This window comes from Maridesulfovibrio bastinii DSM 16055, assembly GCF_000429985.1.
GTDB classification, from domain to species: Bacteria; Desulfobacterota; Desulfovibrionia; order Desulfovibrionales; family Desulfovibrionaceae; genus Maridesulfovibrio; species Maridesulfovibrio bastinii.
This window is the reverse complement of the sequence record NZ_AUCX01000021.1, coordinates 33,159-59,612: the sequence shown is the minus strand read 5'-3', so window position 1 is coordinate 59,612 and position 26,454 is coordinate 33,159. Positions and strand designations below refer to the sequence as shown.

Here is a 26,454-nt window from a genome sequence, read left to right as displayed (position 1 = left end):
AAGCTTAACATATCCCCTCTTCACCGGAGATGGAGATGATATACGCTTTGTTTATCCAGGCATCCCCTTCCTCTTCACTCAAGTCTTCAATACAGTCCCGCTGGACTCCAATAAACTCCAGAGCATGTTTTTTGACATAGATGTCAACTTCGAGCTCTTTTTCCTTACTCAGATTTTTAAAAATTGAAATTTGAATACGATTTAAGTTCATAGTCTCTACTTTGGTAATTGATTAATATTGTCATGTGTGCTCTTTCTTAAAAATACTCTACCTGTTGACGTCCCAAAAATCCAGACACTCACTGCTGTGTTTTCAAGGGCTGACAAGTACATATTGATTAATATTTTCCTTCAGATAAGGACATTCATCATGGATACTAATATTCTGGTACTCAATCTTCTAGCTGAAGATGACTTCAAATCCAGCTTTCAGACAAGAACAGATAACATATTAAAATCACTAAATATAAATACAATAACATACAATTTTAACAATCTTGATAAAATAGATTATATAAAGAACTACACCAATCTATTAATATCAGGATCTACGGCAAGTGCTACGGATGAAAGAGACTGGTATCCTAATCTGCATAAAGTCATAGCCAGCTTCATCTCAGCAAAAAAATCAATTCTTGGGATCTGCTTTGGACACCAGTTTTTGATAAGACACATTATGGGTAAAGAGCATGTTCGCAAATCAGCCACTCCGGAAATAGGCTGGACCAGAATCAAACATACTGAGAACTCTATATTTAAGGGCATGAATGATTTTAAATCAGGAGTTTATCACTATGATGAAGTGTATGATCTTGACGACAGGTTTGAGATAATCGCCAGTTCTGACAGATGTGCCGTTCAAGGATTCCAGCTTAAAAACCATCCGGTATGGGGCGTACAGTTTCATCCTGATTTTCTATATGAAGATATGGAAAAATTCAGCCTTCAGGCCAGAGAAAAAGAGAATGACAGTAGTGATGCAAAATTCTGCGGTGACAAACCATCGCTTAAAGAGTTCTCAAAAAATGACCTGCTGTTCGCAAACTGGATAAATCTCTCTGATTCATTTTAGCGGGAATCCTGCAATAATTAGTAAAAAAACATTAAATAGACTGCAACATATTTTGCGTCTTCAAGTTAGGATTGTTTGAAGAATCTTGCGCAGCGTCTGCATATAAGCCATCTTATTCAATTAACCATGTCATACTGATTTACATTACCCGGATTAAAAACTGGTGTAGAGCTGGAAACAGGTTTAGGCAAAAATTTTGGAGAATCAGCTATTTTTAATCCCCCTGACAAAGGATAATAAGGATTGCGATTTTTAAGAATTGTAAGCCTGCCGACATATAAACGCTTCACAAAATGAGTAATACCTGATTCTGAATTACTTTATTACCTGTGACTGCTGGCGACTGATAATCCTATGCCTACTTCAACACTCTAATAATTTTAATAAAAAGCTCAACAATAAATTCACCACCGGTCCATTGGATTTAATTTTTCAAGCTGAATTATTATCCAAATATCAGCATTTTTTCTTTGCCTGCTGTACCAGCACAAAGTTAATTCTGCTCTTTTTACTCTAACAGATCTGCCTTGCAGCTCGCGGAAATATCAAATGTCCACAGACAACACTCAAAACTCTATCCATATTCAGTGGAAACTGACTTCACTTTTCCCACTGCTGATGATCGTGCTGGTTAACTATCTGATAATCGGTGTAGCCATGCCGGTAGTCCCTCTCTATGTCTCCCATAAACTTGGCTTCGGCACCCTCATGGTCGGGATAACTGTAAGTTGTGAATTTATTGCCGCCCTGATTTCAAGGATATGGTCGGGACACCATGCCGATGTAAACGGAGCAAAACGCACCGTTATTATAGGGCTGCTGGCCGGTGCAATCGCCGGAGCACTCTATTTCGCCTCTATCTATTTCATTTCAAGTCCTAATATTGCGGTGACCCTGCTGGTACTTGCCAGAACGGTGCTGGGCGTCTCAGAAAGTTTTGTCATCACCGGAACCCTTGTCTGGGGATTATCCATGTTCGGAGTAAGCCACGCCGGAAAAGTTATTGCATGGCTTGGAACAGCCCTGTGGGGAGCTTATGCGGCGGGAGCTCCGCTGGGCACTTTTTTATATGGCAAATACGGCTTCGACAGCACCGCAGCCGTGACAGTAGCATTACCACTGCTAACCTTGCTGGCGGTACTCCCCATGCAGGGACCGGCATCAAAAAAGAAAGCTTCAAATGCATTCAAAGACATGGCTCAGGTAATAAGCTCTGTCTGGCTTCCCGGAGTAGGTCTGGCCTTCACCGCAGCTGGTTTTGGTTCCATCACAACTTTCGGAGCATTGCTCTTTGCGGATAAGGGCTGGGATTCAGCATGGCTTGTCTTCACCTCACTCAGCGGTGCTTTTATTCTGGGCAGACTCTTCTTCGGTCATCTCCCGGACAAAATAGGAGGGGCCAAGGTAGCTCTGATATGTGTACTTATAGAAGCCGCCGGAGGATTCATGATCGGGATGACTCCAAACCCGCTGCTGGCCTTCATAGGGGCGGCAGTAACAGGACTGGGATACGCCCTTGTCTATCCGGGATTCGGTCTTGAAGCCGTGCGCCTTGCCCCGGCTGAAAACCCCGGACTGGCCATGGGAACCTATACTGCTTTCCTTGATCTGGCTTTAGGTATTACCGGCCCTGCTCTTGGCGCAGTTGCCGATGCCACAGGACTTATGTCGGTCTTTATTGTCAGCGGAGCAACTGTCTTCTGCGCTTTCCCTATTGCGGTGATCCTGCTTAGAAAAAAGACTGTAATTTAAATGAATAATCAGGTTTAAAATGCTGCAAGCCAAGCTATTTCAAACCTGTCCTACCACTTAAAAAATGGATACATTATAAAAAAATATTGACGTCCTTTTAGGCGTTTCATACTTTTTAGAGAATATGCATGAAGCAGTAAGATATCCGGTATTTTAATTTTACTTTTTAATTCAGCCTAACCTGACACTTCAAAATTCTGTTCTGTTGCACCCGATAATATGGCAACCGTTTTCCACAGGTCTAAACCGGATAATAGTAAACTCTGCTTCTTTTCGCGAAGCCACTATCACGCCGTTCGATCAAGATAATCGAAAAAGTTGTGTTCCGACTCCGCCCTTTTGCAACATTTCCATTTAATGCATATTACGAAATGCTGCTTTTTAAGTCTGCAAATTCAGCTTGTTACTGAATCAGGAGTTTATACAATGAGCATGCTGTCCATAAATGAAATTATTCCGAAAACGAATTCCGGTAAAGGTCGTGCCGCGGCCCTGTGCGGAGGCTTCCTGATAAGTTTTGACTCTGTTTTCATTAGAACAGCAGGAATAAGCGGAGCTGACACGGTTTTTCTTTTCGGTCTTTTCTCAGCGATTTCGATGGCAATACTCATACAGTTAACCGACAAGAGAGGTTTTATTAGAACCCTCAAAGAGGCTGGATGGCCACTCATTTTATCATCTCTTCTTATAGTCGGAAGCTCATCAACATTCATCATGAGCATAAGAAACACCTCTGTTGCAAACACAGTATTCATCCTTAGTGCGCGACCAATTCTCACAGCTCTTGCCGCATGGCTCTTTATGCACGAAAAAACATCAAAAGCCTTATGGATGTCCATTTTCGGGCTGATAACCGGAATTTATATAGTTGTCAGCGGATCACTGACAAATGGTAATATTATGGGTGACGGCTATGCCCTCTGTGCAGTCTCATGCGTCAGCATGAACGGGGCGGTATGGAGAAAATACAGTGACATGAGCAGACTGGCCGTTGTTGGCACCGGTGGTTTTTTTCTGGCAATAGTAATGTTTTTTCAATCTGATCCCACGCATATACCTCTTGATTCTTGGCTGATCATGGGAGCCATGGGCATAGCTTCCGCTCCCATAGGAAGAGTTATGAACGCGCTGTCCTCACGCTATATACCCTCATCAGAAATGGCTACCCTGACGCTGATAAGCACCGTGCTTGCTCCTATCTGGGCTTTATGCTTTTTCAACGAACATCCTCCTGTCACTACCCTGTGCGGCAGACTCGTAATTTTTATTTCCATAGGGTCATACCTGTTCCTGACAAGACCTAAACTCTCCCGGGCAAAAGTCTCTCACGACAGATAAATACTGCTTTATACCGCACTGCCACTACCAAGTTGATTTTTATCCCGTTTTGGGGCGAAAATAGATCCTGTTTATGGGCTTTAGCGGTTCCATAACTGTTTATCTGATATTTCCACAACGCTGCCACATCCGGGGAAACACATGCAAGCTCTTAAAATAAAAGTTCTTTTAATGTTCATGGCCTATGTTCTTTTTATGCTGCTGACCATGGGAATGTACTGGTGGAACATAGACGCTTTTCGTGAACGTCTTACCATCATGGACGAATTTCATGATGTACTCTCAGATATACTTGAAACCCGCCGATACGAAAAAAACTTTATGTTCTATCCTGAACCGAACAGCCTGAAAGAAGCCAACGTCTACCTGAACCGTGCGGAAAAAACTCTTGAGGTGCTGCACCCCAAAATCCTCGATATCGTCAGCAGCGATGATTACAGTGATATTATCAACAGTATTTCTAAATACAGAAACCTGCTTCAGGCCCTTGCCAACGGCGATAATTCCGTCTCCGCGGAGACCAGAAGTTATGGCGGAAAACTTGTAGAAGATGCTCAGGAATTGCTGAGGACCAAAAAAGAGCGAATACATAGTGCTCTGAACCGCATCCGTTACCTTCCGATAGCTGTCATGCTGACGGTACTCATCCTGATTACTGTCATTTATGTACTTCAGGCCAGAAAAGTTCTTGAAAGGCTGAAATATGTTCAGCGGGCCGCAGAAGGTGTGGCCAAAGGTGATTATGATGCAATTGAACATATCAGCAGTGACGATCCTATTTCAGTGCTTATGCGTTCAGCTTTCATGAATATGGCTGATGAGCTTGATACCCGCCAGAAACAACTTATTGAATCTCGTAAACTGGTATCAATTGGTACGCTGACATCCGGCATAGCCCATGAGCTGAACAACCCTTTAAACAATGTATCACTAACAGCGGACACTCTTCTGGAAGAACTGGAAGAAATGCCCCGCGAAGAAATGCGGGAACTGCTGGAAGACATCATCAGTGAGATAGCCAGAGCAAGCGATGTGGTCCGCAATCTTCTGGACTTTTCAAGATCAGAGCAACGCACCCTTTCACCGCTGAAAATGTCCACCGTTATCAACCAGACACTTAAACTGGTCGGCAACCAGCTTTCGCTGCACAGCATAAATGTTGAAAACAGACTCCCTGCCAATCTGCCGGAGGTCCCCGGAGACCTGCACTACCTTGAACAGGTTTTTATCAACCTGTTTATGAATGCTGCTCAGGCCATGAATGACGGAGGAACTCTTAAGATAACCGGAAAAGAAGAAAATGAGACGGTAAGGATTGATGTTGCGGACAATGGGTGCGGGATGGACAAAGAGACCCTCAACCGTATATTTGATCCCTTCTTCACCACAAAACCGGTAGGTCAGGGCACTGGTCTGGGTCTTTCCATTATACACGGGATTATAAAAAAACATGGTGGAACCATCTACGCCGAAAGCGAACCCGGAAAAGGGACAACATTTACAATACATCTGCCTAGGATAAACGGAAGCGGAGAATCCTGATGGGAAAATACAGAGCTGCTGTCATTGACGATGAAACTCAGGCTGCAAAAATGGTCGGAAGATCATTGCAGAAACTGGGCTTTCAAGTGGAAACATTCGAACTTGGCCATACTTTTATGGCCAGAATGGTTGAAGCTCCTTTTCAGCTTGTTTTTATTGACCTGAAACTGCCGGATATCAGCGGAATTGAACTGCTTGATGCGATCAAAACAAGTTTTGACAATGTCGAAGCGCTGATAATAACCGGTAATGGAACCATTCCATCCGCAGTTGAAGCCACCACCAAAGGTGCGGCAGGTTATATTGTGAAGCCGTTCAGACTTCAGGAAATCAAAACGGCAGCGCGTGAAGCTCTGGAAAAGATAGAACTGAGGGAAGAAAACAGAAAACTGAAGGAAACCCTGCGTGAAGAACCTCTATTAAAAGATTTCCTTGGAACGAGTCAGGTCATGCTCGATGTTTTCTCCATGATCCGCAAAATTTCCGGAGTAAACTGCAATGTTCTCCTTCAGGCTGATACCGGAACAGGTAAAGAACGGGCAGCAAAAGCAATTCACGACTTAAGTCCCAGAAAAAATAAAACCTTTGTCTCATTCAACTGTGGCGGATTCAGTGAGGAACTGATTTCGAGTGAACTTTTCGGGCATGAGAAAGGAGCCTTCACCGGTGCCACGGCTACCAAAATAGGGCTGCTCGAATCAGCCAACGGTGGAACCGTATTTCTTGATGAGATAGGTGAAATGCCGCTCAACATGCAGGTAAAACTTCTGCACGTTATTCAGGAAAGGCGTATCCTCAGAGTCGGGGGAACCCAACCCATTGACCTTGATATCAGGATAATAGCGGCAACAAACCGTGACCTTGAAGAGGCTATGACTGAGGGAACTTTCCGCGAGGACCTTTTTTATCGCTTGAACGTAGTCCGCATATATCTTCCGACTCTTGCCGAACGGAAAGAAGATATTCCCCTGCTGGCAAACCACTTTCTGGATACATTCAATGCAAGATTCGGCAAGCGGGTAAAATCCATTTCACAACAGGCCATGGAAGTTCTGACCCAGTATAACTATCCGGGCAACGTACGTGAACTTGAAAATATTATCCAAAGGGCCGTAGCTCTTGCCGAGGGAGATGTCATAGATATTCGCGAGCTTCCGCAGGATCTTCTGAACCTTTCATTCAGCAGCCTCGGAACTCCGGGCCTTCTACCGCTTGAAGAAGTTGAAAAACGCCACATTATCCATGTACTGGAAGCAACAGGATACAACAAAGGCATAAGTGCAAGTATATTGGGAATTCCAAGGACCACCCTCTGGCGCAGACTTAAAAAATTCGGCCTTGATTCAGACGAGGAATAATTCTGAGACAATATCTATTTTTGTTGCCTGCCTGAATAATAATCTTTAAAAAAACATCGTTCATCCCCAATTAAATTCAACATAAATACACTTCCTTAAACGGCGTTCGGATCAGCATTCGAACGCCGTTGTTCATTTTGAAACAAAATTTCATGATTTTTATGAAATTATTCTGTGACAAAACTATTTTTTATTCCATTTTGAAACAAAGATAGGATTAGCCAGACGACTACTCTTAGCTGTTTTACAGATTTTTAACCAATATTATCATATAGTTATATCATATAATTTTCCTGTAACCCCTAAAACTAAAGTTCATTTCTTCACAATGTATAATTTTTCAAAATGAAACATAAATTTTTATAAAATTTTGCCTGAATTAGCTCTAAATTAATTATTTCAATTATTTCAATATATTAATCAAAGTGAATTTTTTAACAAGTTGGCATTGAGTTTGCTTTTCAGCTTTCTGACAGGAAAATAAAATGAAGAAAGTATCAATTGTTGTTGATGAATCAGAATCGAGCTTCTGGCTGGCTTATTACGCTATGGGGCTTTCAAGCCGAATTCCGGTTGAAGTTTCAATCCTCATGGTCAGGGATGATGAGTATTCAACACCCGAAAAAGATCAGGGACAGTGGATCGGCTCGCCGGAAAAAAAGCTGGAATCAATACTGGCGGAGGAACACTTCGGCAGTACTCATATTGATTACTATGTTCTGAAAGGAAGAATGGAGGATGAAATTCCGAAATTCATAAGAGAGAACAACATTTCCAAGCTGTTCATCGGCAGACCTCAGGGTAATAACCCTGAACTTTATACAAAATTGATGCGGACTCTTGATGCGGTGGCTTCAAAGACTCATTGCGAAGTTGAAGTTGTTCAGAAAGTTTCCGCCTATGGAAAGAGGAAATAACGCCCGCCTTTTGGCTTCACAAGGGGTGGCGCAAAATAATCGGCTTTGGTCTGACCTGACAAACAACCTGTTTAACAGGTCCTGATAACGAATTTTTAACCGTGGAGAAGTTTTAATGTTTCATATGTATCTCCCCATTGCAGGGAACAGCGTCAACGTGCTCCTGGTGTTCGCTCTGGGAGGGTTCGTGGGCCTGCTGTCCGGCATATTCGGTGTCGGTGGCGGATTCCTGATGACCCCGCTGCTTATAATGTTCGGAATTCCGCCGACGGTTGCTGCGGCTTCGGATTCAAACCAGATCGTAGGAGCTTCAACTTCAGGATGTCTTGCTCACTACAGACTTGGAAACGTTGATTTCAAAATGGGATTCCTGCTGCTTATCGGAGGAGTTCTCGGCGGTTTCGGCGGTGTTCAGGTCATTAAGATACTTAAGGCCATGGGCAACGCGGACTTCCTCATCAATATAACGTATGTTCTGATGCTTGGCGGTGTCGGCGCTTATATGTTTATAGAAAGCGTGCAGAGCCTCCGCAAAAAAGATCCTAAAGAAGAAGTTCAGGTCAAACCGAAGAAAAAATCACGCTATACGATGATGATGGAAAAACTTCCCTTCCAGACCGATTTCGCCAAATCAGGCGTACGCATCTCCATGATCATGCCGCTTATCCTTGGTGTTCTGGTAGGTGTTCTTGCTGCAATCATGGGTGTTGGCGGCGGATTCATCATGGTCCCCATCATGGTCTACCTGCTGCGCATGCCTATGCATGTAGTTGTAGGAACAAGCCTCTTCCAGATTCTTTTCACCTGCATCAACGTTACCATTCTGCAGTCATACACCAACCATACAGTTGACTTTGTGCTTGCAGTTCTCCTCCTTCTCGGTTCAACACTCGGAGCCCAGTTCGGAACAAGAATCAGCCGCAAGCTCAAAGGTGAACAGCTCAAAATTCTGCTGGCAACACTCGTTCTGGCTGTTATGGTAAAAATGCTGCTGAACCTGCTGCTTACACCTGATGTGCTGCTTGCTTATGCAGGAGGTCATTAATAATGAAAAAGATTATTTCAACATGCGCAGCCCTGCTGGCAATAATTCTACTGTCCTGTCCGGCTTTTGCCCACGAGACAACTTCACTCACAATCCGTCCCAACCTGATTCCTATCGGCACCAACTTCAACGGGGCAGAGCTTACCGTAACCGGTAAAGTCCCAGAAGGAACCTCAGCTGTTATCCGTCTTATGGGTGAACCCCGTGACGAATTCTTCAAACAGAAGGGAAAGGCTCTCGGCGTTTTATGGATGAACCTTAAAACCGTAGAGCTGAAACAGGTTCCTGATGTTTTTCTGATGGGCACAGACGCCAAAGCAGATATAAACTGGGAACATTCCGATCTTGGTTTCCTGTCCATTAAAGGCGACACCGAAGACGTTGTTTTTGATGAATTCATAAAACTCATGGAGCGCGACGGTTTCTACGAAGTGGAAAAAGGTGTTGTCTCCTACGAAAAATCAGTCGATGGAATGACCCCTTTCACCGCATCAATTTCAATTCCTTCAGCAATGCACAAAGGTGTATATGAAGTAGAAGTTCTTGCTGTTAAAGACGGCCAGGTTGCAGGCAAAGCAGTCGAAGAGCTGCACACAAAGCTTACCGGACTCCCGGCCATGCTCTCGGCATTCGCATTCGACCATTCCTTGATGTATGGTATTGCTGCTGTAATTATTGCTATTCTGGCAGGCCTCATCATGAGCATGATCTTCAAAGAACGTGGAGGAGCCCATTAATCAGGGACTCACCTATGATGAAAATATTTGAGCAGATAAAAAACAGGCTGTTGCCCGGACGCCGCAGGAATTCATGTTCTCTGGGTGTCCTATTCGGCCGGTTTCAACGGGTGCTGGAATTAAATAACAAAACTCTGACCACCATAGCTTCAATGCACAACAAGCTTGGCGGAGGATATATATTTGATGTTCAATACCTGCGCAGCTCAAAACAGAATATAGTAGATACGGTCCGGGAACTGCTCGATGCCTTCGATGCAATGGCCCCGGACCGTTATCCGGAACTGTACTCTTCTTTCAGGGATATACGTTCCAAGCTGGATAGTGAAATAAACAGACAGCCCGTTCTGCCTGATGTAATGGCCATGCCGTTTGAAGCCATCACTATAAGAGATATGGATGCGGTTGGCGCCAAGAACACCAGACTTGCCCTAATGGCCAACGCCAATGCGGCAACTGTTCCCTTCGGATTCGCCATCACCACAACGGCATACCGGCTTTTCATGGAAGACAACAACCTCCGTGAAATAATAAAGAAAAACGAAGACGAATGGCGAGCCGGAACCAAACCGGCTAAAAACGCTTTCAACGAAATAAGCTCATATATAATGAGCGGTAACATCCCGGGCAGAATACGCAGGGCCATTAACCGAGAGCTGGACACCCTGCGCCGCAAAGTCGGCGACAAGGAACTTCTACTGGCAGTAAGAAGCAGTGCCTGGGGTGAAGACGGCAACCTTTCTTTTGCCGGACAATATGAAAGCTACCTCAATGTAAAACCGGAAGATCTCCACGAAACCTATAAAAAGGTTATCGCAAGCACCTACTGCCCGGCTGCGATGGAATACCGCAGGGAATATGATTTCAAGCAGGAAGAAGTCTACATGGCTGTTTCCGTGCAGGCTATGGTAAAAGCCCGTACAAGTGGAGTCATGTACAGTCTTTCTCCAATGAATCCGGCATCGAACTGTATTGACATAGCCGGAACATGGGGGCTTGGCGCACCCGTTGTTTCAGGTGAAGTAACTGTAGACAGATTTACGGTTTCCAGAGGCTCGGAACACAAAATTTTATCCAGAAACATCGTTGAAAAAGCCAGAGCAATGAATGGTCTTAATGAAGGCGATGTTGCGATGGAAGAAGTTCCGGAAGAATCGCGTCTGACAGCGAGCCTTTCGGACGAAGAAATATTTCAAATGGCTGAGATGGCCATGCGTCTTGAGCGTTATTTCAAAAAACCACAGGATATTGAATATGCGTATGACAGGGACGACAACCTCGTAATACTCCAGTCACGCCCGCTTAGAATTGAAGATACGCGCGAAAGCGAAAAAATCGATTTAAGTGACGCTTTGAAGAAATATCCTGTTCTTTTAAGTGGTGAAGGTGACGTTGCCCAGCAGGGCGTTGGTTCAGGCCCGGTCTTTGTCGGCTGGGAAAGCCGTGATCTAGAGAGCTGTCCCGACGGGGCAATTCTGGTAGCTCACCTGTCTTCACCGCAGTACGCCTCTATTTTACATAGAATTTCAGGAGTTATCACCGATATCGGTTCCCCGCTCGGACACATGGCAACAATTGCCAGAGAATACAGGGTGCCGACACTTCTTAATGCAAGCCGTGCAACCATGGTTCTTGAAGAAGGTGATGTGGTTACTCTGGATGCAGAGCAGAAAACTGTTTATCAGGGCATGGTCAAAGAACTAAGCCTGCATGATTTTATGTCCGAGCACATGGAAGAAACCTACGAATACCGGCTTCTCAGAAGGTTACTCAAGCTCATTGAGCCTTTGAATCTTCTGGACCCTGAAGCCTCAAATTTCACGCCCCTGGGCTGCCAGACACTCCACGACATAGCTCGTTTCATACACGAAAAATCCGTGGAGATTCTGATAGACATCCCCAACATCTCCGGTTCCGAAGAAGGTTGTCCCGGCGGCAGACTACAGCTTCCGGTCCCCATTGACCTGGTGGTCCTGGATATAGGCGGTGGTCTTTCTCCCGAATGCGCCGGCGGGTTAAAAGGTGTAAAATTACGCCGAACCATCCTTCCCGAACAGGTAAAATCCGAAACTCTTCAGGCATTCATAGAGGGTGTAACCCTTGAAGGTGTCTGGCAGTCCTCCCCAGTGGCCGTTGATTTTTCAAGTTTTATGTCCAGCATGACCCGCACCTTTTCCGCTGATGTAGCCGGATCAAACCGTGTCGGGCAGAATCTGGCCGTTATCTCGGACTGTTTTCTGCATTTAAGTCTGAGGCTTGGATATCATTTCACAATGATTGACGCTTTTAAAAGTGAGGATAATACCCGAAACAGCGTGCAGTTCCGTTTTGCCGGCGGAGTTACCGGAGCAGTCAGACGCTCCCGCAGAGCACGTTTCCTTTCGGAAGTGTTGAAGAATCATAACTTCTCCGTAACTGTTCAGGAAGATCTGGTAATCGCCCGAACCAAGGGATGGGTTGCTCAGGATTTACGGAGAGTAATGTTCGTTTTGGGCATAATTGTGGCTTATACAAGACAACTTGATGTTTCCATGGTCAACGATGCCAGCATTTACGAACACTGCGAAAATTTTGATCGCATCGTCAATGAGGCTATGACCGATTAGCTAGGAGGAATCATTTTATGGCTACCTCATCAAAAACAAGCATACTTATCCTTGATGACGAACCCATTGTAAGCAAGAGGCTTAAACCGGCTCTTGAAAAGATGGGCTACGAGGTTGAAAGTTTTTATGAAAGTGCAAAAGCGGTTGAAAGAGTAAACGAACGCCGCTTCGATATCGTAGTTACCGACCTCAAAATGGAAGGAATAGATGGAATGCAGTTTCTTGCGGAAGTAAAAAAACTGTCTCCGTCAACTGAAGTAATTGTGATTACAGGATTTGCAACCATGGATACGGCCAAAGAATCCATGCGCAAGGGAGTCTTCGACTTTCTGGCCAAACCTTTCAAACTTGGTGAAATCCAGGAAGTCATTAAAAAGGCAGAAGCACACATTCTTAAAGACGCTTAGCCCAACCAAATTTCAAATCATTATAACGAGGTGTGTCTATGGACATGTTGAAAGCCCTTGTCCCCGTTGAAATGACATTGGCGTCCAATGTCGCCCTGCGATACCTTTGCCAGAAAGCCGAGATGCTCGGCATCGGGTTGCAGCCTATCCATGTTGAAGAACCTGACCACAAGCCGCATTCTTCGGAAACAGGCTGGATTCGCAAATCATGGGAGTCAGGTCTAAAACAGGCCGGACTGGAAGAAGTTCAGCGAATCCTTCAAAATGAAAGGCTTGAATGCTTTGTCATGCCCAATCCAATTGTGCGGGTAGGTTCCAGGGAAGAAGAAATCCTCTCGGAATTGCGCCTTGGAGGGCATGATCTGTTTGTTGAAGGCGAAGTCGCAAATTTCAATACTAATGAATTTCGTAAAAGACTGCGCTCCAAGCTTTATCGCCAGATGCCCTGCCCGGCCCTTATTGTGCGCAATATGATCTATTCCAACCATATTGCCATCACTCTGGATGAAAAGACTGATATGAACCACCTTGCAGACACTTTCTGCCATCTTTTCGCTGATAAAAAAATAGATCTTGATATCTGCGCTTACGCAATGGATGACCTGAATCAAAGCCCCCATCCGGAGGAGCTCCTGTCTGAAGCAAAAGAGATAATGACGAAACGCGGGTTCAAACCGCTCAAAACATTTTCATTGCTCGGCAGCCCGGAATCAGCAGCCAAATCTCTGCACGATTATGGAATGCTTGTGGTCAATATAAACCGTAAGTCAAATCGAAAATCACCACTGACTGAAGTGCTTGGACTTGCTTCAAATCCGATTCTGTTCTGCTGGTAAAAATATCAAGGGAGATTTCAGATGAAACTGCTAGTTGCCGTTGATGAAAATGCTTACAGTCGTTACGCTGTTCAGCAATCAGCCAGACTTGCTGAAAACACCTGGTCCGAAGTCGTTATGCTGGGCGTTGAAAAAAACCGTTCCTATTTTAACGAGGACGAGCTTGAACAAAATCAGGCTCACCCGAAATTAACCATGCTGGACCGCTACCGCACTGACTTTCTACAGGCGATGAAATCAGATGACGGGCTTTATGGAACCAGCTCGGATAAAAATTTCAGAGCAAAAGGAAACAAAGTTCTCGAAAAAGATGCATCCGGGCGCAAGCATCTCTTCCTGCACCTGCGCAGCGGAGACCCGGTAAAAGAAGTCCGCAACGAATCCCGTGAGGAAGAGAGCGATCTGGTTATTATAGGCTGTGGTCATCACGAAGGTGGCTGGGGCCGCGGTTCGGACGTTCCCGGAAAAATAGCCGACAGTGTCGACTGCTCGGTATTTGTCATCCGCGAAAATTTTGTTCCGGCTAAAATTGTCTGCTGTCTGGACCACTCAAATATTTCTCAGGAATCACTGGAACTTATCAATCAGTGGGTCAGCCTTTACGGAGCGGAACTGGAAATCGTCGGGGTTTTGAAAAAAGGCGAACTCCGTGAAGATCTTGAAGCTAAAATGACTGAAGTTCTGGATTATTATCTCGGCCATGGAATACGTGCGCTGGTCCGTGTTGTGGATGAAGATTCTCTGGAATCTTTTATTGAATCCGGAGCTAAAAATGAACTAATGGCTTTATGGCTGCATCAGAGGTCACCGCTTCAAAAACTTCTGCACAGCTCCAAGGTAGCTTCACTGGTCAACCATGCATCATCTTCCATTATGATTGTCCGCTGATTATCTTTTTTAATGAAGCAGCTTCAATTAAATGGATATTTCTATATATTAAAATCAAATTTTAATCGCCACAATCGTAACAGTTCACACTAAAAGATTATGGCTTTTAAACCCTCCAAAAAAAGAGCCTGTGACTAAAACAATCACAGGCTCTTTTATATTTTCAGACTTTAATCCGACAGCTGTAAACAAGCTTTGATTAAAGTTTCGGGGTAACATCCTTGATATCGTCATTCCTGCTTTCATCAGCAGGTCTGGTCACCATTTTGGTTCCCATCTTTCCGAACGGAATTTTCTTCAACTCAACCTTGCGCACCCTGCGGTTAAACTGGGTATGATAATAAAAAACTTCATTTTTAGTATCAGCAGCAGTGGTAATCTGGGTGGAGCTGAACATTTTTTTGCCGCCCCTTTTGGCATTTTCAGCTACTTCTGTAGCATCAATCGGGACATCAAAATTATCGAGGATACGGAAGCTTTCCCTGACAGTATCATATCCGCCTGTAGTTTTTCTGGCTGCCTGTGAAAAAGCAACAGCTCTTACAAATCTTGAAGGCGGAGTAAAATCTCCGGGAAGTCCAAGCATTCCTGTTCCATAACCCAACGGAGCAAAATCATCGCCACTCAGTTTTTTGGTGGGCAGGCTGACTGCGGACATATTAATGTAATTACGCAGATTGGTCATGTGCCAGTCATAATTGGGAGAATTTGTTATGACACCGAGCGGGGCATCAAAAACAACCATCTTATTATCAATGAACTCAACAACAATTGAAGTTCCGGTTCTGTCAGTTATCATAAGGTGCATCGGAGCGGTAAAACCAAGTGAAGGTTCTATCACCGGAGCGACATGAATTTTCGTCAAAGCTTCGCGTGCATCGGCAACTGACGAACAACAACTTAACACATAGCTTAACAGATCGGTGGGAGCCATTGAGCTTGAGGCCTTATCCGGCTGATATGCAGGATATTTTGAAAATCCCGGCAGATAAAACATACCCGCTGCCAGCCCTTTCTCATTCAGGCCGTCAACATAGGCATTTTTATGAAGCATGGATATTCCAACAAAACCGTATCTGGTTTTCCATTTCATACCGGCTTTACCGTCAGGCATTTTTTCAGATTCAAAAACGTAGCCTTCAGGAACAATATCAAGGCGTGGAAAAAGATTGAATTCTCCCCACTCCAGAGTGCGGCTATGCACAATCGTTCCATCTGCCCCTTTAAGAGTTATTCCGGTACAAGCCTGCGCCATGGCAGGAAATATCAAAAGAAATGAAGCAATAAGAACAACAAGGCATTTCAACATGAAAACTCCTACATGTTTCTTAAAGTTAACCAGCCGGTAAAAAACTGCCTGAGCTGATAAACTTAAATGTTATTAAGAAGCTGCATGGCGAAATCAGTGCCACGGGACCTGATTTCATCTGCCATCTTATCAGGTGAAGAGAAACTTCCCACAAAAAGTTCACCGGCATTTTTCATAATAAGTGCTTTTGAAAAATTCTTGAAAGCAGTTCCGATAAGCTCTGCATTTCCATCATAAACCCCACCCCCGGTAGTAAGGAGAGCAATGGACTTACCTTTCAACAGTGAAGCGTGGTCAGGCTTATGATAATTTGTGTAGAGTGAAAAAGATCTGTCGATCACAGCTTTCATCTGGGCTGTCACACTCCAGAAATAAATGGGGGAAGCAAAAAGAATGATATCAGATTCAATCATTCTATCTATTATACCAACCATATCATCTTTAAAAATACATCCGGCTTCATCGGATGTATTCTTACAGTTCAGACAGGCGATACAGCCGTGAACATCTTTTTCTGCAACATTTATTCTCTCAACTTCGTGTCCCTGAGCTTTAAATTCACCTTCTATAATATCAAGAACAGATGCAGTATTGCCTTTAGGTTTGGGGCTTCCCAATAAACTTAATAATTTCATATCGTAAATACTCCTGTTTATTTTTACGGTTATTCAAAAAAAAGCCTTGAAAATCTTAATCAGGCCTAAATGATAATGCAACAGACTTCTTTTCAAAGACAAAAATCAGACAGTAATGTTATTTCTTTGTAAATAAAAATACGGGATATCTGATTAGATACCCCGTATTCATAAAACACAACCGGTGCAGGAGGTTAGAAATCAAATCCGTTAAAACTTATGCAGTGTCGATATTCCTTTAACTTCCTCTTCAATTTCAAAGAAGTCCACAGCGTCATTAAGTTCCCTTGATTTTTCTGCCATTGTCAGCGTTGTTGCCGCAATTTCCTGAGCAGCGGCAGCATTCTGATGAATTATTGAACCAAGGCTCTGCAGGGCTTCATTAATTCTTGAAGCATTGGAGTCCTGATCTTCACTCTGCGCCGCAATTTCATCCACAAGATCTGCGGTTTTTCTTATTTCAGGCACCAGATCCGCAAGCTGTTTGCTCGCTTTACTTGCAGTGGAAACACTTACATTTGATATTTCCATAATTTCAAGTGCGGCCTTTCCACTTCTTTCCGCAAGTTTACGAACTTCAGAAGCAACCACGGCGAATCCCTTGCCATGCTCACCAGCCCTTGCAGCTTCAATCGCGGCATTAAGGGCCAGAAGATTTGTCTGCCGGGCTATCTCCTCAATTATCTGTATTTTTCCTGCTATTTCGTTCAGAGCATTAAAGCCTTCCTGTATTGATCTACCGCCCTCCTCAGCATTTTTGGCGGCATTTGTGGCTATTTCTCTGGTTTTTTTACAATTTTTGGCATTATCTTTTATGCTCTCGGCCATTTTATCCATATTGGAAGAAACTTCCTCAATGCTTGAAGCCTGTGCTGCCGCTCCTGAGGCAACATTATCAGCAGCCTCGGAAATTTCTCTGCTGCTTAAATGGACCGAAGCAGCGGTCTCCGCAACAACCCTGATAACCGAGCTTAAACTCTCGATCATAGTATTTAGAGCACGGCCGACCAGCCCTATTTCATCCTTACCGGGGTTATTTACTTTATCCCTGAAATTACCCTCAGACATAAATCCGGTAATAGATGTAATTTCCGACAATGGCCTTAAAACAGAACTGCGCATAAACCATGTTACGAACAGAGCAACAACTGCAAGAATGATAAGGGTCCATACCGTTACAGATATTCCCGCTTTTTTTGTTTCCTTATGAGCCTGTGCGAGAGAGCTGACTATTTCAAATGCTCCATGAATTTCACCTACTTTCCAGCCTTCCTTTATTCCACCGGTAACATCTTTGCTTCCGGCAGGGTCCCCATGACAATAAAGACATTCTTTTGTGAGTCTTATCGCCTTGAAGTAGCGTATGCTGTCCTCTTCATGAATTGTAACTTCATCAGTATTCTCGGATTTCATCCGTTCAAGGACGCTCCTCTCAAGCTCGGTGGGAGTATTTTCAGGATTTCTGGGTTTAATTTTGGGAACTCTGAATATGTAGCCGGCCTTATCGGCATTGGCGGAAGCCATCCGGATCGCAGTGATCACCGGTACGGCTTCAAGAACTTTATCATCCGGTATTTCATTGAAAGGTTTAACGATGCCGGAGGAGAGCTTGCTACTCATATCATTTCTCGCGGCCTCTGCCATAAAGACAATGGCCCGGCTCTGTTTAAGAATCCCGTCTTCCGATTTCTGATTTATTACATAAATCTGCTGAAACCCCATAATCAGTGCAATAATAATTGGCCCGGCAAGAGCCGTAACAATTGTCTTTGCCGCCACACTAACTTTATTGAACATACAAATCCCTCACTGAAGATCAGACCACCGATTTTAAACCATCGCTAAAATATATTTCACTTATATTATATACACGATAATACAGTTGTCGCAATCAGCTCAACTCAGTTTATTGAAACTAATTCAACAATCTCTGGAAAAAGAAAATCCCCGCTTCCAAAGAAACGGGGATATATCAAGCTGATATTTAATATTTATTATTGAGCTGGAATTTCTTTCGGGCGGGTAGTGTCACCTGTTGCTCCGGGGAAATTCTTCCATATATGAGCTTTTGTTCCTGTTTCTATGAGATGATCAGCTTCCTGCATAAATCCTGAGAAACGATGTTTGCACTCATAGAATCCATGCCACCATGCATAATCAGGTGCCATCATAGCTGTTCCCATTCTGGCTCTTCTTCCTTCATGATGCCAGAGTTCATAAAATTCCCACTCTATGGCTTCATCAAAGAATTTCTCTTTGCTTAGCAGTCCCTTGGAATAAAGTTCATCGAGCTTGGCCTTGGCTGGTTTGAAATAAACTTCATTATAATTTTCTACAGCGGCATCAAGCTTGGCATAATGGGCATTAACCCAGACTTCTCCATGGCACTGCATGCAGACCTGCTTCATTTTTCCACGTTCTGTCTCCCAATTATTTTGAGCAGGGAGAGGTTTAAAGTTTTCAGGTCTTACAGTTAACGGCGCCTGAAGCTCCCACGAAAGTCTTTCAGTCACATCATGCGTCGTCATGACTTTACCTGAGCCGGACATATGGCAGCTGGCACAGGTTGGTCCCCTGTAGTCCACCCCCGGAGTCCAGGTACCCGGAGCAGCTTTCCAGTTATACTCATCGCCGAACGCGGTGTAGATATCTCCATGCTTGGATTCCATATAAATTTCTATCTGCGGATGATCAGGTCCCAGATGACACTGTCCGCATGCTTCCGGCTTCCGAGCTTCCATTACAGAAAATCTGTGTCTGGTATGGCAGCTGGTGCAGGAGCCGAAACTTCCATCCATATTCACACGCCCCACGCCGACATTAGGCCAGGTCATCGGATCCAGATTACCGTCTTTATCATTTTTCAAAACAGTTCCGTGACAAGTGTAGCAACCGGCGGCCCTTTCAATTTTATTGTTCATGCCCTTGTTCATCCACGGATCTATTTTCCAGACAATTATGTTGGTTTTGGCATGCTTGCTTTTTGCATATTGCTTAACTTCATCAGGGTGACAGCGGGAACAATCTTTAGGAGTGACAACTGCGGCAATGGGAACTCTGTATTTTGAATCACCCCATTTGTTATCCGAACGATTATACTGTTTAAAATGATTTTTGCTTACGTCCTTGTCATGTTCTTCGGCCTGATGACAATCAATGCAGGTAATATTTGAAGAAGCATGTCTGCTGGCAGTCCAGTCTGCAAAAAGTCCCGGAGTCAGCTCTTTATGACACTCAATGCAGGCTTTAGCCTGATCGGACATACCTCTTTCTATACGGAACTCTTTCTGCTTGGGCATATTCTGAGCAAAGGCAACTCCTGACGCCAGCATAAGCCCCAGCACCACTGTAAAAACTCTAATCCCCATCATATTTTTTCTCCCTGGAATCTAGATTCCGCCATTGTCTTTATAATCATAATATTCACGATCAACGTGAACCAGATTGGAATGACACTCCACGCACCTTTTCTCATACCCTTTTCGAGGGTGAAGCACTTGCCTGTGAGCCAGCATCGCACCCCGCTTATAGGGCATGTATTCAATGTTACGATGGCACTTCAGGCACTGATCATTTTTGATGGATAATCTGGCTTTTTCGGCCTGTTCCTCCCGAATATAAGGCTTACCTGCCAAATGGGCGGCAACGTCCTTCATCCCGTGCAATGTTTTAGTGTAAAAGAAATCAACTGTATCCTGAGGTGCGGGCAGATGACAGTCCATACAGTCAGCCACAAAACCTTGAGGATTGTTGACATGGGTTGAAGTTCTCCATCCGTCATAAGCAGCCTGAATCTCATGGCATGAAGCACAGAACTCCGGAGTTGAGGTTCTGACCATGGTATAATATGTCATGCTGAAAATCGGGAAACCCAACGCAATTCCCAATGCAATCCACAAGGCCGGTTTCAGCCCTTTTTTCATACCTCCTCCATGGTTGCGGTTATTAAAAAATAACTCCGACCGGATTTAAAAATTCCTCCATGGCTTAAGAAAACCCGGCAATGACACTTTACATAGAGTAAAAGAATAACATTTTTTTTAAAAAAAGGTCAAAACCATTTATATCTTAACTGACCATGGTATAAGATGCTGAGATAGTAATTTTTAAATAGATAAGATGAAGAACAATCGGCGGGGTAAAAATTTGGCGGGCCGGTTTGCAAAAACTTCTATATTACCAATAAAAAAATCCGGGAATGTTCAACGAACAGACCCGGATTTTTTTAAACACTCTGCTTAGTATCAACAGCCAAGAACAGCTTTTTTAGCCCTGTCACTATAAACTTTGGCAAGACCGCCAGAGGCTGTTTCTCTATATAAGTTAGGAAGATCATGGCCGGTCTGCTTCATAACCTGCACCACTTCGTCAAAAGGAATTCTATGAACTCCATCGGAAAGATATGCCATCTGCGCCCGGCTTATGGCCCTTGAAGCAGCACAGGCATTTCTTTCAATACAGGGAATCTGCACCAGACCGTCAACAGGATCACAAGTCAGCCCAAGGTGATGTTCAAGCCCCATCTCCGCAGCATATTCAATCTGCCTGACAGACCCGCCCATGATCTGGGTTGCAGCGGCTGAGGCCATTGCACACGCAGAACCGACCTCTCCCTGACATCCGACTTCAGCACCTGAAATAGAACCATTCTGTTTAATGATAGTTCCGATCAGTCCTGCTGTGGCAAGGGAATGCAGAATTTCAGTTTCAGTGGGTTTCTGACTCTCTTTCAAATAATATAAAACAGCAGGAACAACTCCGGCGGCACCGCATGTCGGGGCAGTGACAATGGTTCCTCCTGAAGCATTCTGCTCTGAAACAGCAAGAGCATAGGAAGTAACCAGCCCGGTCTGCTGCATGGATCTGCCTGCCAGCTTTGTTTTTTTGTAATAACTCCAGGCCTGCCTTTTAAGACCTATGCTTCCGGGAAGAACGCCCTGTGTCTCAAGTCCTTTTTTCACTGCGGCAACCATAGTCTTCCAGACCTGAGATAAAAAATCCCAGATATCCGCCCCCTCACAGCGTTCCACATACTCCCAGTAAGTCAGGCCGCTTTTTTCGCACATTTCCATAATCGAGGCCAGATCAGGAAGATCATACACCTGCACCGGCTGCTGATCAGTACTTTCTGCCCCTCTTACAGCTCCACCGCCGATAGAGTATGCCTGCCATGAATTTATAACTTTTCCGTCGCCGGCAAGAGCTTCAAACTCAAGTCCATTCGGATGCAAGGGTAACTCCACTTCCGGCTTCCAGATAATTTCAGTTTTATTGTCTCCTAAAACCTGTACTACAGCCCAGTCGGTCATGTGTCCTTTTCCGGTTGCAGCCAGAGATCCGAATAATGTCACTCGGTAGGAACATGCATCGGGGCAACGTTTTTTAAAAATTTCTGCTGCCTTTTTAGGGCCCATAGTGTGGGAAGAAGAAGGCCCGATCCCAATCCTGTATAATTCTTTTATGCTTTCCATTTCACCCTCTGTTTTAACGGCACACTCTCAGCTGACACCAGACAAAAAATAACACACACCTTAATAAAAACCGCTCTTGGGAAGAATTCTGCATTAATGCAGATGTCCCGAAAGAAGCTTTTATGAACAAAGACAGGAAGACTCCGGCAAAATCGCAAATATTTATAATTATTGATCTACAGTAATGACTATATACTTACGAATAAACGGGACAAATATGATATATTTTAAAAATTTTGTCGACACATAGCCCTGTATTTATTTTTTAAGAAAAAAATTAATTAATTTTTTCCATTTTGAGAAATAACAACCGTTTCGCAAAAGAAAGAATGAATTTTATAAATTAAGACAGCATATATTTTAATTTTTAAAACAGTTATGCTAAGCTTATAAAGCTTATAAAAATTCAAACTCAACTTTTTCCTTCTGTGACGGAGCATCTTAAAGATGAAAATTAATAATAAGATATTTGCACTTCTTATTACACTTCTGCCGGTCGCTTGCGTGATAATCCTGCAGCAGACTCCAGCTCAGGCTTCATTTAATAAAAGAGCGCTGCTTATAAGCTCCTATCATCCCGCTTTTCCCACTTTCTTAAAACAGGTAAACGGAATCAAGTCCGTGCTGGACCCTGAAGGAGTTGTTCTTGATGTTGAATTCATGGACAGCAAACGCTTTTTCACGACTGCTTCTTATAAGAAATTCTATGACTATTTAAATTTCAAACTAAAGAAACTTCCACGATATGACATTGTTCTTACAGCTGATGATAATGCTTTAAACTTCATCTTAAAGCACCGGAAAAAGCTTTTTCCCGAAACGCCTGTGGTCTTCTGCGGAGTAAATGATGCAACCAAAGCTGAAACCCTGAAAAATGATGACAGCATCACAGGGGTTCTTGAATCTCCGTCATTTAAAGAGACCATTAAGGTCATTGCCAGGCTGCGTCCCCAGACTAAAAAAATATTTGTTATAAACGACTCTACCCCAACGGGTAAATCTGATATTGCAAGCCTTAAAAGCAGTATTGAATCGCAAAACAAAACTTCAATGGAAGTTTTATCTCTTACAAAATTGAGCTGGGACGAATTGGGCCGTAAATTAAAGACTCTTTCACCAAGCGACAGTATTATCCTCCTTTCCGCTTACAGGGACAGGGATCTGAAACAAAAAGATTTTTACGAAAGCCTGAAATTTATTAGCAACAGCACCAATCTGCCGATTTTCCATCTTTGGGAACATGGTCTGGGTCAGGGAATTATAGGAGGTAAGGTTATTTCCCAGTTCGAGCAGGGACGGCTGGCTGCAAAAATGGCTTTAAAAATTTTGAATGGCACGAGTCCGGGGCAGATAAGTATTATTGAAGGCAACAAAGCAAACAAATACATATTTGATGACAGTCTGGTGCATAAATACCAGATAAATCATTCCCTGCTCCCTGAAGACAAAATCATCATCAACTCGGAACATTATCTTTCCAATCAGATAAAACATTACCTGACCATTGCTGTAATAACACTTACATTTCTTGTACTTATTGTTGCAGGATTAATCACTTATTCCATCAAACTCCGTATCGCCAGAGAAAAGATAACTTCAAGTGAAGCTAAGCTTCAGGCTATTTTCAATAATGCAACTGCCGGTATATTCATGACAACCACCGGCGGGCGCATAGTCAAAGCCAATAATGCCTTTTGCTCATCACTTAAATATACTGCAGATGAACTTATTGGAATGCAGATTAATGAACTGATCATTCCTGAATCTGAATCAGGAACAGCATTCCAATTAAAAGATCTTATCCACGGAAAAGGTGAATCCGTTTTTCGGAATACATGCTTCCGTAAAAAAGACATGGGAATAATCTGGGGAGATATCTCGCTGGAAATCTGTTCCGACCCTGTGTTGAAAAACAGGTTTATTGTGGGCATTTTTCTAGATTCCACAGAACTTCACAAGTCCAATTTAAAGCTCCATGAAAGCGAAAAAAATCTTGAAACAACATTAATCCGGCTTAATTCCCACATAACCAATTCCCCTCTGGCCCTTATCGAATGGGACAATGAAGGTAGAGTTCTCCACTGGTCTGAATCAGCTGAAAAAATATTCGGATGGTCGGCTAAAGAAACTCTAGGAAAAAGCTGGGATGACTGGCAATTCATATACGAAGAAGATCTGGTGGAAGTAAGAAGTCAAATTGATGAGCTGATAGGTAATAAAGTTAATTACAAGACTGTAACCAACAGAAACTATACTAAAAGCGGTGAGATAGTTTTTTGTAACTGGCATAATTCATCATTTAAAGATGAACATGGAAACCTTATTTCCATACTGTCTCAGATTGAAAATATAACGGAAAGAGTCACGGCCCAGAATGATCTTGCTCAAAGTGAAGACAGATTCCGGGCAATGTTTGAATATATGGGCAGCGGCATTGCCATCTATGAAGCTGTTGATAATCAAAAAGATTTTATATTCAAAGACTTAAACCCAATGGCGGAAAAAATAACAAACTTATCCCGAGATGAAGTCATCGGTGAAAGATTACTTAAATTGTTCCCCAGTATGAAAGAGTCAGGACTTCTGGAAACACTTATGAAAGTCCATAAATTTGGGGGATATGAATATCTGCCACCATTTTATTACAGTGACGATCTGCGCTCGGGATGGCGGGAAAACAGAATCTACAGTCTCCCTTCAGGAGAAATAATTACTATATTTGATGATGTTACCAAAAGGATGGAAACACAGCAGGAACTGGTTTTGGCTAAAGAAAGAGCTGAGGACGCCAGCAAGGCTAAAAGTGATTTTCTGGCAAACATGAGCCATGAAATCCGCACCCCGTTAAATGGCATAACCGGAATGCTCCAACTAATGCTGATGACAACTCTGGATAGTGAGCAACATGAATATATTCAGACAGCTATTGAATCTTCACGGAGATTGACAGCTTTGCTGAGTGATATACTTGATATCTCCAGAATAGAAGCAAACCGCCTTGAAGTAGTCAGAAAAGAATTCAATCTCTATGAAATTATAGATTCCCTGCGTAACCTTTTCACTCCCCCGGCACGTCAGGCCGGACTGGAAATATCGTTCAACATAGAAGACAACATACCAAAAGCAATAATAGGTGATCAAAACAGGCTGCATCAAATTCTCAATAACCTGCTCGGAAATTCCATAAAATTCACTAAAGAAGGTGAAATTAAATTAACTGTAAGCAAAATAAAAACAAGCTTTGAGGGCTATTGTAATATTTTGTTTTCAGTAGCAGACACAGGAATAGGAATACCGGATGACAAGATAAATGATGTCTTTTCACCCTTCAGACAGGTCGAGGAAAGCCTGACCCGCAGTTATGAAGGAGCCGGTCTGGGGCTTGCTATTGTTAAAAAAATTATTCTGCTAATGAATGGAAGACTTTGCGTAGACAGTGAACACGGTAAAGGCACTGAAATTATGTTCAGCATGCTTTTCAAAATTTCCTCCGGAGCCCAACCACAGAAATTTGACCTTCCCGAAATAAACTATGAAGAAGAAAACAGCGTAAATAAAAATTTGCGAGTACTGATTGTTGAGGATGAAGAAGTCAATATGAAGACTCTGACCATAATGCTGGATAAAAGTAATTATGAGACAGTAAGTGCATCTGATGGTTATGCGGCGATAGAAATTCTTAAAAAGGGAAAAATAGATATTGTCCTGATGGATATTCAAATGCCGGTTCTAAACGGAGTGGAAACAACCGAAGCCATCCGTGATGGAGCTGCGGGCAGCCAAAACAAAACAATACCCATTATAGCAGTAACCGCTTATGCGATGAAGGGAGACAGTGAAATGTTGATCTCAAAAGGCTTTGACAATTATATTTCAAAACCGGTCAACATGTCAGAGTTGAGATCCATTCTGGACAGTTTCTATAAGAAAAAACTTAATGAAGAATAAGCACTGAAAGCCGTTTTCCATAACCACGAAATTATCACCGGCAGTTTAGAGCTTATTGAGCTTGGCTGATAAGCTTAATTCAATATACGACAAAAAATAAGGGGAATGACTTTAAAGTCATTCCCCTTTTTGAGTTCGGTGAGTCTCTCCGGGCGGGCTTCACTTCACCCGGAGAAACTCCGATAAACAGTGCTGCAGTCTTTTTTGCCTTATCCGACCAGGTTATCAGTGTCTCAGGCTAATTGGGTCGGATGTAACACGGATTCAGGCAATATCTTCAACTCTCTTAGTTTGATTCTGCCAGTGAGGGACAACGGTCTGACAATAACCGAAGTGCAGAAAAAAACCGAGGCTTCAGAATTTAGGCATTAACAGCTGCAGCAAGACCAACGATCATCAGAAGAAAAATTACACTCATGTCTCTATCTCTTATTATGCCGGTCAAAACCGGGCTTGCAGTTTGACTGAAATAAAAGGGCTATCACACCCTGGCAAACCTTAAGAGGACTTCACCGTGACCTCTTGAGGCAATAGATATCCAAGTCTGTTTGATTATGCAATCAAAAAATGCCAGTAATTGTGATTTTTTTAAC

20 protein-coding genes are annotated in these 26,454 nt (G+C 43.3%); 13 read left to right on the top strand and 7 right to left on the bottom strand.

Features of this window, described 5'->3' with window-relative positions:
* Positions 1 to 4: 4 nt before the first annotated feature.
* Positions 5 to 211, bottom strand: a complete 207-nt coding sequence (locus G496_RS0111600) for a hypothetical protein (RefSeq protein ID WP_027179432.1) — start codon at positions 209 to 211, stop codon at positions 5 to 7.
* A gap of 159 nt (positions 212 to 370) precedes the next feature.
* On the opposite strand from G496_RS0111600, the gene G496_RS20605 reads away from it, so the two are divergent.
* The 12 genes from G496_RS20605 to G496_RS0111535 all read left to right on the top strand — a co-directional run bounded on the left by G496_RS20605 (position 371) and on the right by G496_RS0111535 (position 14,498).
* The gene (locus G496_RS20605) at positions 371 to 1,072 is read left to right on the top strand and encodes a type 1 glutamine amidotransferase (protein WP_051295000.1); all 702 of its coding nucleotides are present in this window, start codon (positions 371 to 373) and stop codon (positions 1,070 to 1,072) included.
* 549 nt (positions 1,073 to 1,621) lie between these two features.
* Positions 1,622 to 2,824 (top strand): arabinose transporter, encoded by a 1,203-nt coding sequence (locus tag G496_RS0111585; RefSeq protein ID WP_034633095.1) that lies wholly within the window; start codon positions 1,622 to 1,624, stop codon positions 2,822 to 2,824.
* A gap of 426 nt (positions 2,825 to 3,250) precedes the next feature.
* On the top strand, positions 3,251 to 4,162 hold the full coding sequence (locus G496_RS19530; protein WP_051294999.1) for a DMT family transporter: 912 nt from the start codon (positions 3,251 to 3,253) through the stop codon (positions 4,160 to 4,162).
* A gap of 141 nt (positions 4,163 to 4,303) precedes the next feature.
* Positions 4,304 to 5,704, top strand: coding sequence for a sensor histidine kinase (locus tag G496_RS0111575; RefSeq protein ID WP_027179430.1), 1,401 nt, complete (start codon positions 4,304 to 4,306; stop codon positions 5,702 to 5,704).
* Positions 5,704 to 7,062 carry a sigma-54-dependent transcriptional regulator gene (locus G496_RS0111570; protein ID WP_027179429.1) on the top strand — a complete coding sequence of 453 codons (1,359 nt, stop codon included), beginning with the start codon at positions 5,704 to 5,706 and terminating at the stop codon, positions 7,060 to 7,062. Before G496_RS0111575 ends, G496_RS0111570 begins: the two co-directional genes overlap by 1 nt.
* A 485-nt stretch (positions 7,063 to 7,547) precedes the next feature.
* A complete protein-coding gene (locus G496_RS0111565; protein WP_027179428.1) occupies positions 7,548 to 7,979 on the top strand; it encodes a universal stress protein in 432 nt (143 codons plus the stop codon).
* A 115-nt stretch (positions 7,980 to 8,094) separates the two neighbouring features.
* Positions 8,095 to 9,024 carry a sulfite exporter TauE/SafE family protein gene (locus tag G496_RS0111560; RefSeq protein WP_027179427.1) on the top strand — a complete coding sequence of 310 codons (930 nt, stop codon included), beginning with the start codon at positions 8,095 to 8,097 and terminating at the stop codon, positions 9,022 to 9,024.
* A 2-nt stretch (positions 9,025 to 9,026) separates the two neighbouring features.
* Positions 9,027 to 9,761, top strand: coding sequence for a TIGR02186 family protein (locus G496_RS0111555; RefSeq protein WP_027179426.1), 735 nt, complete (start codon positions 9,027 to 9,029; stop codon positions 9,759 to 9,761).
* A gap of 14 nt (positions 9,762 to 9,775) precedes the next feature.
* Complete coding sequence (locus G496_RS0111550) at positions 9,776 to 12,367, top strand: PEP/pyruvate-binding domain-containing protein (protein WP_027179425.1); 2,592 nt, start codon at positions 9,776 to 9,778, stop codon at positions 12,365 to 12,367.
* Between the two features lie 17 nt (positions 12,368 to 12,384).
* Positions 12,385 to 12,774, top strand: coding sequence for a response regulator (locus G496_RS0111545; RefSeq protein WP_027179424.1), 390 nt, complete (start codon positions 12,385 to 12,387; stop codon positions 12,772 to 12,774).
* Between the two features lie 38 nt (positions 12,775 to 12,812).
* Entirely contained in the window at positions 12,813 to 13,610 is a 798-nt protein-coding gene (locus tag G496_RS0111540; protein ID WP_027179423.1) for a universal stress protein, read from the top strand.
* Positions 13,611 to 13,631: 21 nt separating this feature from the next.
* A complete protein-coding gene (locus tag G496_RS0111535; RefSeq protein ID WP_027179422.1) occupies positions 13,632 to 14,498 on the top strand; it encodes a universal stress protein in 867 nt (288 codons plus the stop codon).
* A 199-nt stretch (positions 14,499 to 14,697) separates the two neighbouring features.
* Here the strand turns inward: G496_RS0111535 and G496_RS0111530 are convergent, their stop codons facing one another.
* The 6 genes from G496_RS0111530 to G496_RS0111505 all read right to left on the bottom strand — a co-directional run bounded on the left by G496_RS0111530 (position 14,698) and on the right by G496_RS0111505 (position 21,913).
* Positions 14,698 to 15,807, bottom strand: coding sequence for a linear amide C-N hydrolase (locus G496_RS0111530; protein ID WP_034633093.1), 1,110 nt, complete (start codon positions 15,805 to 15,807; stop codon positions 14,698 to 14,700).
* A 62-nt stretch (positions 15,808 to 15,869) separates the two neighbouring features.
* Entirely contained in the window at positions 15,870 to 16,442 is a 573-nt protein-coding gene (locus G496_RS0111525) for a flavodoxin family protein (RefSeq protein WP_027179420.1), read from the bottom strand.
* A 210-nt stretch (positions 16,443 to 16,652) separates the two neighbouring features.
* Positions 16,653 to 18,239 (bottom strand): methyl-accepting chemotaxis protein, encoded by a 1,587-nt coding sequence (locus G496_RS19525; RefSeq protein WP_051294998.1) that lies wholly within the window; start codon positions 18,237 to 18,239, stop codon positions 16,653 to 16,655.
* 197 nt (positions 18,240 to 18,436) lie between these two features.
* Positions 18,437 to 19,813, bottom strand: coding sequence for a multiheme c-type cytochrome (locus G496_RS0111515; protein WP_156900644.1), 1,377 nt, complete (start codon positions 19,811 to 19,813; stop codon positions 18,437 to 18,439).
* 18 nt (positions 19,814 to 19,831) lie between these two features.
* Positions 19,832 to 20,365 carry a cytochrome c3 family protein gene (locus tag G496_RS0111510; RefSeq protein WP_027179418.1) on the bottom strand — a complete coding sequence of 178 codons (534 nt, stop codon included), beginning with the start codon at positions 20,363 to 20,365 and terminating at the stop codon, positions 19,832 to 19,834.
* 321 nt (positions 20,366 to 20,686) lie between these two features.
* Complete coding sequence (locus G496_RS0111505) at positions 20,687 to 21,913, bottom strand: L-serine ammonia-lyase (RefSeq protein ID WP_027179417.1); 1,227 nt, start codon at positions 21,911 to 21,913, stop codon at positions 20,687 to 20,689.
* A 447-nt stretch (positions 21,914 to 22,360) separates the two neighbouring features.
* Here G496_RS0111505 and G496_RS20600 point away from each other — a divergent pair, with 447 nt between their 5' ends.
* Positions 22,361 to 25,861, top strand: a complete 3,501-nt coding sequence (locus G496_RS20600; protein WP_051294997.1) for an ABC transporter substrate binding protein — start codon at positions 22,361 to 22,363, stop codon at positions 25,859 to 25,861.
* Positions 25,862 to 26,454 lie beyond the last annotated feature (593 nt).